This is a genomic window from Paraburkholderia hospita (assembly GCF_002902965.1).
Classification (GTDB): Bacteria; Pseudomonadota; Gammaproteobacteria; order Burkholderiales; family Burkholderiaceae; genus Paraburkholderia; species Paraburkholderia hospita.
In genome coordinates this window covers 643,338-660,904 of sequence record NZ_CP026106.1, presented here as the reverse complement: position 1 = coordinate 660,904, position 17,567 = coordinate 643,338, and the positions used below count along the sequence as shown (strand labels likewise).

18 protein-coding genes are annotated in these 17,567 nt (G+C 63.4%); 13 read left to right on the top strand and 5 right to left on the bottom strand.

The window, feature by feature from the left end; genetic code table 11:
- Positions 1-84 precede the first annotated feature (84 nt).
- Together C2L64_RS21430 and C2L64_RS21425 are read left to right on the top strand one after the other, a co-directional pair.
- A complete protein-coding gene (locus C2L64_RS21430) occupies positions 85-441 on the top strand; it encodes a putative quinol monooxygenase (RefSeq protein ID WP_007587864.1) in 357 nt (118 codons plus the stop codon).
- Positions 442-734: 293 nt separating this feature from the next.
- Positions 735-1,124, top strand: coding sequence for a DUF2917 domain-containing protein (locus C2L64_RS21425; protein ID WP_238554758.1), 390 nt, complete (start codon positions 735-737; stop codon positions 1,122-1,124).
- 388 nt (positions 1,125-1,512) lie between these two features.
- On the opposite strand, the gene pcaF is transcribed toward C2L64_RS21425, so the two are convergent.
- The gene (gene pcaF / locus C2L64_RS21420) at positions 1,513-2,715 is read right to left on the bottom strand and encodes a 3-oxoadipyl-CoA thiolase (RefSeq protein ID WP_007587861.1); all 1,203 of its coding nucleotides are present in this window, start codon (positions 2,713-2,715) and stop codon (positions 1,513-1,515) included.
- A 407-nt stretch (positions 2,716-3,122) separates the two neighbouring features.
- On the opposite strand from pcaF, the gene C2L64_RS21415 reads away from it, so the two are divergent.
- Positions 3,123-3,947, top strand: a complete 825-nt coding sequence (locus tag C2L64_RS21415; protein ID WP_007587859.1) for an IclR family transcriptional regulator — start codon at positions 3,123-3,125, stop codon at positions 3,945-3,947.
- Between the two features lie 47 nt (positions 3,948-3,994).
- Here C2L64_RS21415 and C2L64_RS21410 read toward each other — a convergent pair whose 3' ends face one another.
- The 4 genes from C2L64_RS21410 to phnF form a co-directional block, all read right to left on the bottom strand.
- The gene (locus tag C2L64_RS21410) at positions 3,995-5,185 is read right to left on the bottom strand and encodes a M20 aminoacylase family protein (RefSeq protein ID WP_007587852.1); all 1,191 of its coding nucleotides are present in this window, start codon (positions 5,183-5,185) and stop codon (positions 3,995-3,997) included.
- Positions 5,186-5,286: 101 nt separating this feature from the next.
- A complete protein-coding gene (gene phnN, locus C2L64_RS21405) occupies positions 5,287-5,886 on the bottom strand; it encodes a phosphonate metabolism protein/1,5-bisphosphokinase (PRPP-forming) PhnN (RefSeq protein WP_007587848.1) in 600 nt (199 codons plus the stop codon).
- On the bottom strand, positions 5,883-6,623 hold the full coding sequence (locus tag C2L64_RS21400; RefSeq protein WP_007587846.1) for a DUF1045 domain-containing protein: 741 nt from the start codon (positions 6,621-6,623) through the stop codon (positions 5,883-5,885). Before C2L64_RS21400 ends, phnN begins: the two co-directional genes overlap by 4 nt.
- Positions 6,620-7,378, bottom strand: a complete 759-nt coding sequence (phnF, locus tag C2L64_RS21395; RefSeq protein ID WP_007587844.1) for a phosphonate metabolism transcriptional regulator PhnF — start codon at positions 7,376-7,378, stop codon at positions 6,620-6,622. Before phnF ends, C2L64_RS21400 begins: the two co-directional genes overlap by 4 nt.
- A 199-nt stretch (positions 7,379-7,577) precedes the next feature.
- Between phnF and phnG the strand changes: the two genes are divergently transcribed.
- The 10 genes from phnG to C2L64_RS21345 all read left to right on the top strand — a co-directional run bounded on the left by phnG (position 7,578) and on the right by C2L64_RS21345 (position 17,475).
- A complete protein-coding gene (gene phnG, locus C2L64_RS21390) occupies positions 7,578-8,084 on the top strand; it encodes a phosphonate C-P lyase system protein PhnG (protein WP_039901377.1) in 507 nt (168 codons plus the stop codon).
- Complete coding sequence (gene phnH, locus C2L64_RS21385; protein ID WP_007587842.1) at positions 8,084-8,731, top strand: phosphonate C-P lyase system protein PhnH; 648 nt, start codon at positions 8,084-8,086, stop codon at positions 8,729-8,731. The genes phnG and phnH overlap by 1 nt, the downstream gene beginning before the upstream one ends.
- Positions 8,731-9,858, top strand: a complete 1,128-nt coding sequence (locus C2L64_RS21380; RefSeq protein WP_007587841.1) for a carbon-phosphorus lyase complex subunit PhnI — start codon at positions 8,731-8,733, stop codon at positions 9,856-9,858. The genes phnH and C2L64_RS21380 overlap by 1 nt, the downstream gene beginning before the upstream one ends.
- Positions 9,855-10,763, top strand: coding sequence for an alpha-D-ribose 1-methylphosphonate 5-phosphate C-P-lyase PhnJ (locus tag C2L64_RS21375; protein WP_007587836.1), 909 nt, complete (start codon positions 9,855-9,857; stop codon positions 10,761-10,763). The genes C2L64_RS21380 and C2L64_RS21375 overlap by 4 nt, the downstream gene beginning before the upstream one ends.
- On the top strand, positions 10,760-11,530 hold the full coding sequence (phnK, locus tag C2L64_RS21370) for a phosphonate C-P lyase system protein PhnK (RefSeq protein WP_007587835.1): 771 nt from the start codon (positions 10,760-10,762) through the stop codon (positions 11,528-11,530). The genes C2L64_RS21375 and phnK overlap by 4 nt, the downstream gene beginning before the upstream one ends.
- Positions 11,531-11,541: 11 nt before the next feature.
- Complete coding sequence (gene phnL / locus C2L64_RS21365; RefSeq protein WP_007587834.1) at positions 11,542-12,297, top strand: phosphonate C-P lyase system protein PhnL; 756 nt, start codon at positions 11,542-11,544, stop codon at positions 12,295-12,297.
- A gap of 25 nt (positions 12,298-12,322) precedes the next feature.
- The gene (locus C2L64_RS21360; RefSeq protein WP_007587833.1) at positions 12,323-13,456 is read left to right on the top strand and encodes an alpha-D-ribose 1-methylphosphonate 5-triphosphate diphosphatase; all 1,134 of its coding nucleotides are present in this window, start codon (positions 12,323-12,325) and stop codon (positions 13,454-13,456) included.
- A gap of 342 nt (positions 13,457-13,798) precedes the next feature.
- Positions 13,799-14,581, top strand: a complete 783-nt coding sequence (locus C2L64_RS21355) for an ABC transporter substrate-binding protein (RefSeq protein WP_007587832.1) — start codon at positions 13,799-13,801, stop codon at positions 14,579-14,581.
- A gap of 261 nt (positions 14,582-14,842) precedes the next feature.
- Positions 14,843-15,958, top strand: coding sequence for a succinylglutamate desuccinylase/aspartoacylase domain-containing protein (locus tag C2L64_RS21350; RefSeq protein ID WP_007587831.1), 1,116 nt, complete (start codon positions 14,843-14,845; stop codon positions 15,956-15,958).
- A gap of 344 nt (positions 15,959-16,302) precedes the next feature.
- The gene (locus C2L64_RS21345; RefSeq protein WP_007587829.1) at positions 16,303-17,475 is read left to right on the top strand and encodes a porin; all 1,173 of its coding nucleotides are present in this window, start codon (positions 16,303-16,305) and stop codon (positions 17,473-17,475) included.
- Positions 17,476-17,567 lie beyond the last annotated feature (92 nt).

Here is a 17,567-nt window from a genome sequence, read left to right as displayed (position 1 = left end):
GCTCCTTTTAATTCATGACATAGGTTGTCAGTTATTGACGAGTATAAAGGTAGTTATAGACCAAGATCATCCGGAGTGTGCGGAATGCACGTGACCTACGTAGTTCGCTTTCAGGTGTTGCCCGACAAGCTCGAACGCTTCATGTCGCTGCTCGACGGTGTGCTCGACGCGATGCGCGGCGAGGCGGATTTTCGTGAGGCCGTGCTGCATCGCGATCCCGATTCGCCGTGTCGGCTGATGCTCTATGAGACGTGGGAAAGCCCTGACGATGCGAGCGCAGAGCAGATTCATCGCCCGTACCGTCGCGCCTATCACGAGGCGCTTGCTGACCTGCTCGCGCGACCGCGCGAAGTCACGCAATGGCACACGTTGCGCGCAGACCGGCGCGACGCGCGGCTCGAATCTCGCCTTGCCGAAGAACTGGCCGAGGCGCGCGCATGAGCACGCGAACGTTCGTTTCCCGCGAGAGGGCAATGCCATGACGATGCAACGCGTGCGACAAAACTGGTTGACAACACATCGACGTCAGGACAAACTCGAATGCATGCTGACCTTCATCACCAACGCCTACGTCATTAAAAACCGTATGGCACGCCGTCGCGGCGGGCCTATGGGAGCGTGCGTGCGTTAGCATCTGCAGCAGTCAGCAAAACGATCCCAAGGCCCCGCCGGAAACGGAAGGGGCCTTTTGTTTTGGGTAAGCCTTCCGGCCTCTGGCTCAATTGACGGAGTGCATGATGGACAAGGCTTGCCAGCAGTTCACTGATGACGAATCACTCTGCTTTCCGCGCTCACATGAAGAGCGTTTGCCGAGAGTCGTCGTCCATTTTGAAGTGCAGCCCGGCGCGACGATGTCGTGGCGCGTCGACGCGAACACAGAGCTTCTCGTGCAAGGCACACGCGTGTGGTTGACGCGCGCGGCGTCGCCGTACGACCACTGGTTGCAGATCGGCGAGACGTTCCGGTTGCATCGCGGCGAGCGCGTGTGGATTAGTGCGGACGGCAATGTGCCGGCGAGGCTTTCGCTGACGACGCATCCCGTGGCATTGCAGGGCAGGCTTGCGCGCCTGCTTGAACGCTGTTCTTCGCTGGGCGCGGATATTTTTGCGCCGCGGTCGCGGTGAATGGGTTTGGTTTTTTTGCTGCGCAAGCGGTGCTGGTGTGTTTTTGCTTTTTGCTCTTACGCTGGCATCCGCGTTTTGTTAGCTTGCTTCAAGCGTCGCCCCTGTGCGGGGCGACGCGTGAAGCACGAAGGCATAGCGCGGATGCCGACGCAGAGGCAAACACCGTAACGCGGATGCCACCGCAACAACAAGCAAACCACCGCATCATCCCGACCAAACCACGCACAACATCTGCGCGAGCCGATACATCCGAAGCCGAGCCCCCAAACAATCCCTGATAAAAACCATAAAAAAAGGCCCGCACACAGTACGAGCCTTCACGCGTCGCGTGACAAACCGCTTCAACGGCGCGTCACGCGATGCCTACACGCGTTGTGTCAAACCTCACTCAAACCCGTTCAATCGCAATCGCAATCCCCTGCCCCACACCAATGCACATCGTGCACAGTGCGAAGCGCCCTTGCGTGCGTTGCAACTGATACATCGCCGTCGTCACGAGTCGCGCGCCACTCATGCCCAGAGGATGGCCTAGCGCAATCGCACCGCCATTCGGATTAACGCGAGCGTCATCATCGGCAACGCCGAGCGCACGCAGCACAGCCAGACCTTGCGACGCAAACGCCTCATTCAACTCGATCACGTCGAACTGGTTGATGTTCATGTTCAGGCGCGCGAGCAGCTTTTGCGTCGCAGGTGCGGGACCAATACCCATCACGCGCGGATCGACGCCCGCCGTCGCGATGCCGAGCACGCGCGCGCGCGGCGTCAGACCGAAACGCTTCGCGGTCTCCGCGTTGGCGAGCAGCAAGGCCGCCGCGCCATCGTTGACGCCCGACGCGTTGCCCGCCGTCACCGTGCCGTCCGGGCGCACGACGCCCTTCAGCTTCGCGAGCGCTTCGAGGCTCGTCTCGCGCGGATGCTCGTCCTTCGACACGACGATTGCATCGCCCTTCTTCTGCGGGATCGTCACGGAGACGATTTCCTGCGCGAGCGTGCCGTCCTGCTGCGCACGCGCCGCCTTCAGCTGGCTGCGCACCGCGAACGCGTCCTGGTCGGCGCGGCTGACGTTATAGTCGGTCGCGACGTTTTCGCCCGTCTCCGGCATCGAATCGACGCCGTACAGCTGCTTCATCAGCGGGTTGACGAAGCGCCAACCGATCGTCGTGTCGTAGATGTCAGCCTGGCGCGAGAACGCGCTCGTCGCCTTGCCCATCACGAACGGCGCGCGGCTCATGCTTTCGACGCCGCCCGCGATCATCAACCCAGCCTCGCCGGATTTGATCGCGCGCGCCGCGATGCCGACGGCATCCATGCCCGAGCCGCACAGCCGGTTGACCGTCGAGCCCGGCACGTCTTTCGGCAGACCCGCCAGCAGCAGCGACATGCGCGCGACGTTGCGGTTATCTTCGCCGGCCTGGTTCGCGCAGCCGTAGATCACATCCGCGACCGCGCTCCAGTCGACGTCCTTGTTGCGCTCCATCAGCGCCTTGAGCGGCACGGCGCCCAGATCGTCGGCGCGCACCGACGACAGCGAACCCGCGTAGCGGCCAATCGGCGTGCGAATCGCGTCGCACAGGAAAGCTTCCGTCATGAGATGTCTCCAGTAATGGCGGGGCCGGCGTATCGTTGAAGGCGCCAGCGTCGGCGCATTGGGTAGCGCCAGAAAAACGTGCCGATAAAGCAAGATTTGTTCTATACTCGAACAAACGATCATCTATCGAACATTTCAGGTTCGATAATAGGCGGGGCGCGGAAAGACTGTCAAGCGCGCCGGCGGGTGGGTGGGTCGTCGAAAACGGCAATAAGGTGCGGCGGAAACGGCAGGAATGCGTGCTCCGCCTGGCTTTCGCACGGCCAACACGCCTACACACGCGCCCAGCGGCACGGCCGCCGCAAAGTTGGCGAATCCTGGCGCTTGCGCTATCGTCACGGCTTTCCGCAGACTAACGAACGCCCGTCCCGACGTCCGGACGTTTTGCACCGATTTCACATAGTCCCATGAGCAAAGTACCCGCCGCGTCACAAGCCGTTCCCGCCAACGAGACGGACGCCCCGGACAAACCGGGCGACTCGTACGTGCAGTCGTTCGCGCGCGGCCTCGCGGTGATTCGCGCGTTCAACGCCGACCGGCCCGAGCAGACGCTGACGGATGTCGCGTCGGCGACGGGTCTCACGCGCGCGGGCGCACGCCGCATTCTGTTGACGCTGCAGACGCTCGGCTATGTCGAAGCGGAAGGCCGCCTGTTTCGCCTGACGCCGAAGATTCTCGACCTCGGCTTCGCCTATCTGACCTCGATGCCGTTCTGGAATCTCGCTGAGCCGTTCATGGAAGAACTGTCGGCGGAAGTTCACGAAAGCTGCTCGGCGGCCGTGCTCGACCGCACGGAGATCGTCTACGTGCTGCGCGTGCCGACCCACAAGATCATGACGATCAATCTGTCGATCGGCAGCCGCTTGCCGGCGTATTGCACGTCGATGGGCCGGGTGCTGCTCTCGGCGCTCGACCCGGCGACGCTCGACGCGACCCTCGACGCGTCGCCCATCGTCGCGCACACGCCGCGCACGATCACCGACAAGGACGAGCTAAAGAAAGTGATCGCGCAGGTGCGCAGCCAGGGCTGGTCCATCGTCGATCAGGAACTGGAGGGCGGGCTGATCTCGCTGTCCGCGCCGATCCGCAACCGGCGCGGGCAGATCATCGCCGCGATGAACATCAGCGGAAACGCGCAGCGCAATTCCGCGAAGCAGATGGTGAAGGCGTTTCTAGAGCCGCTGCAGAAAGCCGCGCAGTCGGTGTCGGACATGGTCGCGTTGCGCGGCTGACGTCGCTTGACGCTCGCGCGCAACGCTCCTGCGTTCAACGCACTCGATCAACGACCCAGATAACGCTCCACGAGACGCGCCCAGTACGCCGCGCCAACAGGCAGATTGCGGTCGTTGAAATCGTAGTGCGGGTTGTGCACCATGCAGCCGTCTTCGCCGACGCCGTTGCCCAGGCGCAGGAACGAACCCGGCCGCTGTTCGAGCATGAACGCGAAGTCCTCGCTGCCCATCAGGATGTCCGCGTTCGGCTCGACGTTCTCCGCGCCGACCAGTTCGCGCGCCACCTCGATCGCGAACTCCGTTTCCGCGTCCGTGTTCACGACGACGGGATAGCCCTCGACATACTCGACGTGCGCCTTGCCGCCATAACTCGCAGCCTGGCTTTCCGCGAGTTCCGCAATGCGCTCTTTCAACAGCGCGCGCACTTCCGGGCTGAACGAGCGCACGCTCAATTCCAGCTTCGCGCTCGACGGAATTACGTTGTTCGCCACGCCCGAATGCATCGTGCCAACGGTCACCACGGCGGGCTGCGAAGGGTTCACGTTGCGCGCGACGATGGTCTGCAGCGCCATCACGATGCTCGACGCGATCACGATGGGATCGACGGTCAGATGCGGGCGCGCCGCGTGGCCACCGACGCCTTCGATCGTGATCGTCGCCTTGTCGCCCGCCGCCATGAACGCGCCCTTGCGGAACAGAAACTTGCCCGGCTCCGCGCCCGGATGGTTGTGCACGCCGAACACTGCGTCGCACGGAAAACGCTCGAACAGGCCATCTTCGATCATCTTCTTCGCGCCGCTGTCGATGCCGCTTTCCTCGGCCGGCTGAAAATACAGATGCACGGTGCCCGAAAAACGGCGCGTCTTCGCGAGATGCTGCGCGGCGCCGAGCAGCATCGTCGTGTGGCCGTCGTGGCCGCATGCGTGCATCTTGCCGTGCGTGCCGCTCGCGTACGGCAGCCCCGTCTGCTCGGTGATGGGCAGCGCGTCCATATCCGCGCGCAGGCCGATGCTGCGCGTACCGTCGCCGACCTTCAACGTACCAACCACGCCCGTCTTGCCGACCTCGCGCGTCACCTGCCAGCCCCACGCTTCCAGCTTTTCCGCGACGAGCGCCGCCGTCGCGACCTCTTCGTACGCGAGTTCCGGATGGTGGTGAATGTGATGGCGAATGTCGCGCAGCGCGGCGGCGGCGGGTTCGAGGTCGGTGATTTCGGTGAGGCGGGTGGCGTCGGTCATCGGGTGTACTCCGGGGTTTGCCCGCTGCGTCTCGTGCGCAGCGTTAAACCGCAGACTATAGCAATGCGTGGCTCTTCCCGTAAGACGACGACGCTTTCAGCTTACTTGACGCTTTCACTGGAAGCCGACTCGGCGGCATGCTTCTGATCTTGCGTACGCGCAAAGCCCTTCAGCACGTTGACGAATGCCAGACCTGCTTCTTCGAGCGAGCCGGAATTGTCGATATGCGTCAGATGCGCGCCGTCGGGCAGCGCAAACGGCGCCTGACGTGCGAGGCGCGCCGCGACCTGCTCGTGCGTTTCGCGTCCGCGCGCCGACAGACGCGCCGCGAGGATATGCGGCGCAGCATGGATATGCACGACTTCGAGATGCTGATAGCGCTTCAACGCGCGCGACAGATACGCGCGCGAGCCATTGACGACAACCGTGCAGCCCCGCGCAAGCCACGCATCGATCTCGATGCCGATGCCGTAGTGCAATTCGTGACTCGACCATTCGAGCGCAAAGAGGCCTCGCGCCGAGCGCGCCTCGAACTCTTCGCGGGTCAACGAAATGTGATTTTCGTTATGCCCTGTCTCGCGCGTGATGTAGCGATGCGCGAACACGACGGACGTGCCCGCGACATGCTCGCGCGCGAAATGCAGCAGCGAATCCTTGCCCGCGCCCGACGGGCCGACCACATAGATCAAGCGGCCTTTCATGCGTTCTCCTGTCCTTCTTTCGCCGTGAACGCAAGCCGTTGCCACAACATAAACGGCTCGCCCGGCGCAGGCTCGACGAAGATCGCTGCGCCGTCGATGGTCAACGGCCCGAGACGCTGCGCCTCGCGATGCCACCAATCGACTATCGCGGCGCGATCGGCGGCGTTGTCGAGCGAATTGGACACCGTCATATGAAAGCGGAATTCGTCGAGCACATACGGATATCCCCATTCGACGAGCAATTCGCGTTGGCGTTCCGTAAGCGGCGCTTCCATGCGTCTTGCAATATCTGCTTTGGATGGCACGACCCGCAGCGGCGTGAAGGTGCGCAAGGCATCGGCGGCGAGCGCGCGCATCTGTTCGTCGCCGGATGGCGTCGCCGGACGCAGCGCAACGAAGTCGCCCAGCGTCGCCGCTTCGACGGCCAATGCAAACGGCGTCTGTGTTTGCGCCCAGCTTTCCGATACTTCGAGCAGATCCGCGACGCTCACATGCTCCGCGAGATGAAACGGCGCGACCAGCGTGCCGTGCCAGCCATAACGGCGCGGCGATGCCGTCAGTTGCGCTAGCGGTTGCGACAGCGCAGGTGCGTCATGCGGATCGAGTGACGCATCGCTTTCGGCATCGCGCGCGAGCCATATCGAGCCGGCATCCCACCAGCCCGACGCACGCGCAGGCGCGTAGTAAATTGCGAAGCGCGCCTGCGCGCTCCACGCATGCTGAATGGGCGCGCTCATACGTCGTGCTCCACCATCAGTTGCACGCGGTCGGCGGCGAAGTGCGTGAAGCCGTATTTGATCGGCGTGCCTTCCGTATCGACATCGACGTTCTCGACCCACAACACCGGTTGTTGCCGGTTGATGCCAAGACGCCGCGCGACTTCCGGCTCGGGCAGCACGCTGCCGATACGGCTCCACTTGCGCAGATAATCCGTCACGCCGTACTCGGCCATCGCCTTCGTGATGCCACCGACGCGTTCGAGCACATCAGGCAGATCAGTGAAGCGCGCGGCCGGATAGAAGTTGCGCGCATACGTGAGCGGCACGCTGTCCGCTTCATGCAGCGACTCGATGCGATAGACGAATGCGCCCGCGCGCAGACCCAACGCCTTCGCGACAGTCGGATCGGCCTTCACGCGTGCCGCCGACAGCATCGTGCCCGCCGGCGAATGATGTTGCTGACGCAAGTTTTCGGTGAAGCGTGTGCGACGGCCAATCGTGTAATCGATCGCGCCTGGCTGCACGAACGTACCGCGCCCCTGCTCGACGCTGACGAGCCCTTGAGCCGCGAGCCCCAGCATCGCGCGGCGGATCGTATGGCGGTTCACGTCGAAGCGTTTCGCCAGTTCGCCTTCGCTCGGCAGACGTCCGTCGTCGCCGAAGCCGCTTGCGGCAATCTCCTTCGCGAGTATCTGTTCGATCTGCCGCCACACGGCGACGCCCGCTCCCCGCTCTAGCATCGTGCCCGGCGCTGCGCCGTCGTTCGATGTCATGGTGCTGTCATTCCCTTCGGTTCAAATACGCGTTCTGTGCATTGTAGTCCGCAAGCCGTGGCGGAAATATGAAACCGCGCCTTCTGTCACGAGCCACCGACAGTTTAGCTCTAAACGTCTAGACGTTTAGACGAATAGATGCTCAAATGTCTGGACTCGCTGTAAAAAATCCCTCTCCAGGAAACCGCCAGGAAACCCGATGAGTGCCGCCGCCTCCCCTCCTTTAGCCGATTCCCCCACTTCCGCCAACCCTGCCCGCCGCGCGTGGATGGCCGTTATGGCCCGCTCCGCGCGCGCCGATCTCGAAGCCGCGCTGAGCCGCGCGATGGAAGGCCTGCCGCTTCCCGCATTCGACTGGCTGCGTCCGCCCGAGATCGGACTGGCGATGGTGCGCGGGCGCATCGGCGGCACGGGCGACGCGTTCAATCTCGGTGAAGCGACCGTGACGCGCGCGACGCTGCGTCTGCGCGACCAATCGGATGAAGGCACCACCGTTGGCGTCGCGTGTCATCTGGGCCGCGACCGCCGCCGCGCCGAACTGGCTGCTATCGCAGACGCGCTGCTGCAAACGCCGCAGCATCATGCACGGTTGCAGGCGCAACTGATTACGCCGCTTGCTTCGCAACTCGCGGCGAAACACGCGCAACGCCAACAGGACGCCGCATCGACGCGCGTCGAATTCTTCACGATGGTCCGAGGCGACTGATGAACACTTCCGCTCAATCCCCGCAGATCGCGCTGTCGACGCTGACGCCGGGCTTCGCCGATCCCGTGCACGACACGCAATCCGTATTTCGCGCGCTGCTCGATGCACTGTCGCGTCCGGGCAAGATCGGCACGATCGACAATGTCTTGCCCGCATCCCGCAGCGACGCGCGCAACACGCTGCCGCACGCGCGCGCCGATCTCGCCGCGTTCGCCGCGCTGCTCGCGCTGTGCGACTACTCGACGCCCGTCTGGCTCGCGCAACCCGACGCCGTCCTCGGCTCTGCCTTGCGCTTTCACACGGGCGCGCCGCTCGTCGACGAGCCGCAAGACGCCGCGTTCGCCTATGTGCATGACGCGAGCACGTTGCCGCCGCTGTCGTGCTTCGCGCTCGGCGATCCGGAAACGCCGGAGCAATCGGTAACGCTGATCGTGCGCGTCGATTCGTTGACGCAAGGCTCGCCCGTCGTATTGCGCGGCCCCGGCATCGAACACACGCACACGATCGCGCCCGCCGGCCTGCCGGAGCGCTTCTGGCGCGAGCGCGCAGAACTCGCGCCGCTCTTTCCGTGCGGCATCGACTGTTATCTCGTCTGCGGCGACACGCTGATCGGCCTGCCGCGCACAACCCACGTGGAGCTGAACTAATGTACGTTGCCGTCAAAGGTGGAGAGCGCGCGATCGAAGCATCGTGGCGCCTGCTCGACAAGGCGCGCCGCGGCGACACACAGTTCGCCGAATTGAGCGTCGCGCAGATTCGCACGCAGTTGCGGCTCGCCGTCGCGCGCGTGATGACGGAAGGCTCCGTCTACGACGAAGAGCTTGCCGCGCTGGCCATCAAGCAGGCCGCGGGCGATCTCGTCGAGGCGATCTTCCTGTTGCGCGCGTATCGCACGACGTTGCCGCGCTTCGGCTACACGCAGCCCGTCGATACGGAAGACATGCGGATCGAACGGCGCATCTCCGCGACCTTCAAGGATGTGCCCGGCGGACAGATGCTCGGCGCGACGTACGACTACACACAACGTCTGCTCGATTTCACGCTGCTCGCCGAAGGCGATGACGAAAGCGCGGTGCACACGAAGCGCATTGAAAGCGCCGCGCACGAAGCGATGCCGCGCGTCGTCTCGCTGCTCGACAAAGAAGGTTTGATCGAACAGGAACGCGTATCGGAAGATGCGCCCGAACCCGGCGATCTGTCGCGCGAGCCGTTGTCGTTTCCGGCCAGCCGCGCGACGCGTCTGCAAAACCTCGCGCGCGGCGACGAAGGCTTTCTGCTCGCGATGGGCTACGCGACGCAACGCGGTTACGCGCACTCGCATCCGTTCGCGGGCGAAATCCGCTTTGGCACCGTCGCGGTCGAAATGGAACTCGACGAACTGGGAGAAGCCGTCGAGATCGGCGAAATCGACGTCACCGAATGCCAGATGATCAACCAGTTCGCGGGCAGCAACGAAGTGCCGCCAACGTTCACGCAAGGCTATGGTCTTGCGTTCGGTCATTCGGAACGCAAGGCGATGGCGATGGCACTGGTCGATCGCGCGCTGCGTGCCGAAGAACTGGGCGAAACGATCGGCTCGCCGACACAGGACGTCGAATTCATGCTGTCGCATAGCGACAACGTCGAAGCGTCGGGCTTCGTGCAGCATCTGAAGCTGCCGCATTACGTCGACTTCCAGTCCGAGCTTGAACTCGTGCGACGGTTGCGCGCCAAGCATGCAGAACGCGACGAGAGCACCAGCGAAGGCAACGATCAACAGGAGCAAGCGGCATGAACGCGCCCGACACGACGATGCAAACAGCCGCGCACGACAGCGCCGCCGAAGGCTACAACTTCGCGTATCTCGACGAACAGACCAAGCGCATGATCCGCCGCGCGCTGTTGAAAGCCGTGGCCGTGCCTGGCTATCAGGTGCCGTTCGCGTCGCGCGAAATGCCGTTGCCGTATGGCTGGGGAACGGGCGGCATTCAGGTGACGGCGTCGATCATCGGGCGCGACGATACGCTGAAGGTGATCGACCAGGGCTCCGACGAAACGACCAACGCAGTGAACATTCGCCGCTTCTTCGCACGCACTACGGGCGTCAACACGACCCGCAAGACCAGCGAAGCGACCATCGTGCAAACGCGTCACCGCATTCCCGAAACGCCGCTCACGGAAAAGCAGATTCTCGTCTATCAGGTGCCGATGCCCGAGCCGCTCTATCGGCTGGAGCCGCGCACGGCCGAATGCAAGAAGCTGCACGCACTCGCGGATTACGGGTTGATCAGCGTGAAGCTGTACGAGGACATCGTGCATCACGGCAGCATCGCGACGACGTACGACTACCCGGTGATCGTCAATGGCCGCTATCTCGCGTCGCCGTCGCCGATCCCGAAGTACGACAACCCGAAGATGCACATGAATGCCGCACTGCAACTGTTCGGCGCGGGACGCGAACAGCGCATCCACGCAATTCCGCCGTACACGCCCGTAAAAAGCCTCGATTTCGACGACCATCCGTTCGAAGTGCAGCGCTGGGAGCATGCATGCGCGCTGTGTGGATCGACGGAAAGCTTCCTCGACGAAATGATCGTCGACGATGCGGGCAAGCGCATGTTCGTCTGCTCGGACAGCGACTATTGCCACGACCGGCGCGAGCAGCAAGGCGCAGAACAGAACGAAGGAGAAAACGCATGACGCCGCTTCTGAGCGCCCGCGCGCTCACCAAACAGTACGGCGGCCGCAACGGTTGCCGCAACGTCAGCTTCGATCTGTATCCGGGTGAAGTGCTGTGCATCGTCGGCGAATCGGGTTCGGGCAAAACGACGCTGCTTAACACGCTCGCGCTGCGTAATGCCGCCGATTCCGGCACGCTGCACTATGCAAGCGCGCACGGTGAGTCGCTCGATCTGCTCGCGTTGTCCGAGCCGCGCAAGCGTCTTTTGATGCGCACCGAGTGGGGCTTCGTGCAGCAGAATCCGCGTGACGGGCTGCGCAACGCCGTGTCGGCGGGCGCGAACATCGGCGAGCCGTTGATGGCCGTCGGCGCGCGCCACTACGGCAAGATTCGCGACACGGCAACGCAATGGATGGCGCGCGTCGAACTCGATGCGTCGCGTATCGACGAATTGCCTTCGGCATTTTCGGGCGGCATGCAGCAGCGTCTGCAGATCGCGCGCAATCTCGTCACGGGTCCGCGCCTCGTGTTCATGGACGAGCCCACGGCGGGTCTCGATGTATCCGTGCAGGCGCGTCTGCTCGATCTGCTGCGCACGTTGACGTCGACGCTGCATCTGTCCGTGTTGATCGTCACGCACGATATCGGCGTCGCGCGTCTGCTCGCGCACCGGCTGATGGTGATGCAAGGCGGCGAAGTGGTCGAAGCGGGTCTCACCGATCAGGTGCTCGACGATCCGCAGCATCCGTACACGCAGACGCTGGTTTCCTCCGTTCTTCCCGTTTGAGGTCTCACGCGATGACAACGTCAATCGAAACATCGTTCATCGACAACGACGCGCTGATGCTGCGCGCGGTCGGTATCGGCAAGACCTTCACGCTGCACGGCCAGGGCGGCGTGCAGATCGACGCGCTCGCGGGCGTATCGCTCGACGTCGAACGCGGCGAGTGCGTCGTGCTGGTCGGTCCGTCGGGCGCGGGCAAGAGCACGTTCTTGCGCTGCCTGTACGGCAACTATCTGGCGAGCACGGGCACGATCGCGCTTCGCGACGAAGCACAGCAAGCCAAACATCTGCCGATTACGGGCGCCGAACCGCGCGACGTGCTGCATTTGCGGCGCGGCGTGGTCGGCTACGTGAGCCAGTTTCTGCGCGTGATTCCGCGCGTGAGCACGCTCGATCTCGTCGCCGAGCCGCTCGTCTCGCGCGGCGTCGACGCGGACGAAGCGCATGCGCGCGCCGCCGCGTTGCTCGCGCGGCTCAACGTGCCCGAGCGCTTGTGGCCGCTCGCGCCCGCGACGTTTTCGGGCGGCGAGCAGCAGCGCGTGAACATCGCGCGCGGTTTGATCGCCGGGCATCCCGTGTTGCTGCTGGATGAGCCGACCGCCTCGCTCGATGCAGAGAACCGCGACATCGTCGCGGATCTGATCGTCGAGGCGCGTGAGCGCGGCGCGGCGATCGTCGGCATCTTCCACGATGAAGACACACGCGCGAAAGTCGCCACACGCAGGCTGGAATTGACGCCACCGCTGCGTCACGCAACGGCATTACACTGATATCGATCCGATACGGAGCATCGACATGCTGATCAAGAACGCCCGCGTCGTCACGCGGGACGAAGTATTCACAGGCGTCGTGCGCGTCGAGGACGGCGTGATTCGCGACGTCGCGCGCGGCACGACGGCGACGGCCGGCGCGCAGGACTGGGAAGGCGACTATCTGCTGCCGGGCCTCATCGAGTTGCACACGGACAATCTGGAGAAGCATCTGTTGCCGCGGCCGGGCGTCGAATGGAATACGGATGCCGCGTTCGTGATTCACGACGCGCAGGTTGCCGCAGCCGGCATCACGACCGTGTTCGACGCGCTCGCGATCGGCTCGCGCTCGAACGTCGGCTTGCGCCGCGCCGACACGCAAACACGCTGCGCCGAAGCGCTGCAGCGCTTCTCCGAGCGCAAGCTGCTGCGCGCCGAGCACTTCCTGCATCTGCGCTGCGAAATCGCAACAGCCGATGTGGTCGAACTGTTCGATACGCTAAAGGACCATCCGCTGCTGCGTCTCGCTTCGGTGATGGATCACACGCCGGGCCAGCGCCAGTGGCACGACCGCGAGCAATGGCGCCGCTTCCAGGAGCGCCACGGCAAGATGACGGACGAGCACATGGCCGCGACGCTCGTCGAGCTCGAAGACGAACAGCAGCGTTTCGCCGACGAGCACCGCCGCCAGATCGTCGAGCGCTGCAAGGCGCTGGGCGTGCCCGTCGCGAGCCACGACGACACGCTCGTCGAGCACGTGCAGCAGGCCGCCGAGGAAGGCATCGTGCTCGCCGAATTCCCGACCACGCGCATCGCCGCCGAAGCCGCGCACCGCCACGGCATCGCGACGATCATGGGCGCGCCGAACATCGTGCGCGGCGGATCGCATTCGGGCAACGTGTCGGCGCTGGAACTGGCCAAGGCGAATCTGCTCGACATTCTGTCGTCCGATTACGTGCCGTCCAGCCTGCTGACGGCTGCGTTCGAACTCGTCGAGAAAGCCGGCTGGAGCTTGCCGTGCGCGATGGCCACCGTGTCGGCGGAACCGGCGCGCACGGCGGGACTGCACGACCGCGGCGCGATCGAGATCGGGCTGCGCGCCGACTTCGTGCGCGTCACGATGCTCGACGCATTGCCGGTGCCGCGCGCGACATATCGCGGCGGCGAGCGGATCGTTTGACCGCGAATTGTGTCCGCCGCTGATCTAAGCTCTTGAACCAAAAGCGTTTGTCGCACTGCCGCATGAGCGGCAAACGCCTGTTTCTCCGCCCCGCTTGCCTTCGTTTTGCTTTCACCACCCCCTTCCTGCCCCATATCATAAAAATGCCACTTAGAGGCAATACTCCTGTGCCATCCGGTGTTTCACTAGCACCGCAAATATTTTGATTTGTTAAGCTTGGCGCGCGTTGCTGGCTGCCCAGCCAGCGGCCAATATAGACAAGCCCGGCACAACGGCCGGGCAACGTCGCGCAGCGGCACAACCGCATGCGGGACACTTTGAACCACTCCCGGGAGTACATCAGTGAAGAAACTGCTTGCGGCTTTGACGGTTGCCCTGCTCGCCACCGTATCGATCGGCGCACACGCCAAAGACTGGACCACCATCCGCTTCGGCGTCGACGCCAGCTATCCGCCGTTCGAATCGAAGGGTTCCGACGGCAAGCTGGTCGGCTTCGATATCGACCTTGGCAATGAAATCTGCACGCGCCTGAAGGCGAAGTGCGTGTGGGTCGAAAACGACTTCGACGGCATGATCCCGGCACTGAAGGCGAAGAAGTTCGACGGCGTGCTGTCGTCGATGTCGATGACGCCGCAACGCGCCGAACAGATCGCCTTCTCGTCGAAGCTGTTCAACACGCCGACGCGCCTCGTCGCCAAGAAGGGCTCGAACATCCTGCCGACGGCGGAATCGCTGTCGGGCAAGACGGTCGGCGTCGAACAGGGCACGATCCAGGAAACGTACGCGAAGACCTACTGGGAACCGAAGGGCGCGAAGGTCGTGCCGTACCAGAACCAGGACCAGGTCTATGCCGACCTGATCTCGGGCCGTCTGGACGCAGCGCTGCAAGACGCTGTGCAGGCTGAAATCGGCTTCCTGAAGACGCCGCGCGGCGCGGGCTTCCAGTTCGTCGGCAAGGATCTCGAAGACAAGAAGATCCTCGGCGAAGGCGCTGGCATCGGCATGCGCAAGGAAGACACCGACCTGAAGGCGGCCGTCGACAAGGCGATCGCCGAGATCATCAAGGACGGCACGTACAAGAAGATCGAGAAGAAGTACTTCACCTTCGACGTGTACGGCGGCTGATCGACACGGCAGTGCGTAGCGCGGTTCACCCGCGCGACGCGCCGGTATGCAGACGGGCTCCATTTGGAGCCCGTTTTGTTTTGACGCCGATGCGGGCGAGTCCATGCGGCGGCACAGCGTCGCCCGCGCTGCGCAAATGGGCTAAGATCGAACGATTCACGGCGCAGCCGTTGTGCGCGCCACCGTTTTCAGCAGTCAACCCGAAGTCACATCTCTGCAACTATAGGGCGCCCGCGCGTCGCTGGCGGCGCCACACCAATCATGCAAACCCTCAATCATCCGCTGATTTCCCCGACCCTCGGCACCGCTCGCAGCCTGACGAGCTTCCACTACGGTCCGAGCGGCGGACAGAAGGTCTACATCCAGTCATCGCTGCACGCTGACGAACTGCCCGGCATGCTGGTGTCGTGGGCGCTGCGCCGCAAGCTCGAAGCGCTCGAAGCCGCTGGCAAACTGCGTGGCGAAGTCGTGATCGTGCCTGTCGCGAATCCGATCGGCCTGAACCAGCATGTGCTCGGCCTGCTCGCCGGCCGCTTCGAAACCAACACCGCGCAGAATTTCAACCGCAATTTCTATAACCTGTTCGACCTGATCGAGCCGGTGATCGAAGGCCGTCTGACGACGGACGCCGACCAGAACCGCACGATCATCCGCCAGGCCATGCGCGAAGCACTCGACGCGCAAACGCCGCGCACCGAAGTCGAATCGCAGCGCCTCGGGTTGCAACTGCTGTCGTACGACGCGGACGTCGTGCTCGATCTGCATTGCGACTGGGAAGCGGCGCTGCATCTGTATACGAACCCGGACCTGTGGCCCGACGTCGAGCCGCTTGCGCGCTACCTGGATTCGAAGGCTTCGCTGCTTGCGGTGGATTCCGTCGGCAATCCGTTCGACGAGATTCACAGCTTCTGCTGGTCGGAATTGCGCACGCGCGTCGGCGACCGTTTTCCGATTCCGAATGGCTCGATCTCGGTGACGGTCGAACTGCGCAGCCAGCGCGACGTGTCGTATGAATTCGCCGAGCACGACGCGCAAGGCATCGTCGAATATCTGACGCATCGCGGCATGATTGCCGGCGAAGCCGCGCCGATGCCGCCGCTCGAATTCGCCGCGACGCCGCTCGCCGGCACCGAGCCGATCGTGACTCCCGTGAGCGGCGTCGTCGTGTATCGCCAGGAAGTGGGCAAGTGGATCGATGCCGGCGAGCCCATCGCCGATATCATCGATCCGCTGACCGATCAGGTCATTACGTTGAAGTCGACGGTGGCGGGTGTGATGTATGCGCGCCATCTGTCGCGCTTCGCGCAGGCGGGCATGGAGATCGTGCGGATTGCGGGCGCGAAGGCCTTCCGGAAAGGGCAGTTGCTGTCGGCCTGACGCCGATTGCGGCTCGCACGCCGCCTCGCATTGAATGAAATCGCCCGCTTTATGCGGGCGATTTTTTTGGCCCCAGCCCGATGCATATCGGCGTTTGTTTCGTGACGGACACTAAACAAACCTGCTTGTCATTCGCTTAGCGGTGCCGCGAATATGAAGCATATGCACAGATTTGCGCGCGACCCTTTTGTACGCAAAGCAAATGTTGTCGTATTTGTACTACATATTTAGCAAAAAGATTTGCTGTCATATTCCTTTCCTTTCTCCTCGTTACATTTGCGCCCGTCGCGCGACCTGCCACAGAGTCTGGCTCGCGATTGCCATTTTTCAATCTGGAGAAAGTTTTGAACAAGAAAGTACTTACCACCGCTCTACTCGCCTCGGCATTTGCAGGGACCGCACACGCACAAAGCAGCGTCACGCTGTACGGCATCATCGATGCAGGTATCAGCTACGCAAACCACTCGAAGAACGCAGCAGGCGGCAGCGACAAGCTGTTCAAGTATGACGACGGCGTGGCGCAAGGCAGCCGTTGGGGCCTGCGCGGCACGGAAGACCTGGGCGGCGGCCTGAAGGCACTGTTCGTGCTCGAAAGCGGCTTCAACAGCGGCAACGGCACGTCGGGTCAAGGCGGCGCACTGTTTGGCCGTCAGGCATTCGTGGGTCTGTCGAAGGACGGCATCGGCTCGCTGACGTTCGGTCGTCAATACGCGTTCACGACCGATTATCTGGGCAGCAACTATTCGACGGGTGGCCTGACGGTCGCCGGTAACTACGCTTACCACATCAACGACGTCGACCAGCTCACGTCGAGCCGTATCAACAACGCAGTCAAGTTCAGCAGCGCGAACTACGCTGGCCTGACGTTCGGTGCAATGTACGGCTTCTCGAACCAGGCTGGCGCATTCGGCGGCGCACCGGCAACGGGCACGGCAGCGGCTCCCGTCGCAGGCTCGTCGCGCGCTTACAGCTTCGGCGTGAACTACGCGAACGGCCCGATCGGTTTGGGCGCAGCGTACACGGACATCCGCTTCCCGGGCCAGGCGACGCCGGCATTCTCGACGTCGATCGCCAACGTCACGACGGGCACCGTGCGCGACCTGCGCACGTTCGGCCTGGGTGGCCGCTACATCATCGGACCGGCAACGCTCTACGCGCTGTGGACGAACACGCACTTCGAGCCGATCACGGGCGCATCGACGACGTTCAACAACTTCGAAGGCGGCGCGAAGTATGCATTCACGCCGGCGCTGACGACGGGTCTCGGCTACACGTACTCGCGTCTGACGGGTGCGACGACGGGCCACTTCAACCAGGTGGACGCAAGCGTCGATTACGCGCTGTCGAAGCGCACCGATGTCTACGGCCTGGTGATCTATCAGGACGCATCGGGCAAGACGGCTTCGGGCGCACCGATCCAGGCTCAGATCGGTTCGTCGACGTCGTACTTCAACACGTCGGGTTCGGGCTCGCAAAACCAGCTGGCGTTCCGCGTCGGCATGCGTCACAAGTTCTAAGCGGTGTTGCAGGGCAAAGCGCTTTCGGGCGCTTTGCTTGCACGCTCGCAGAAGGACTGGAAACGCCCCGCTTTTTGCGGGGCGTTTTTGTT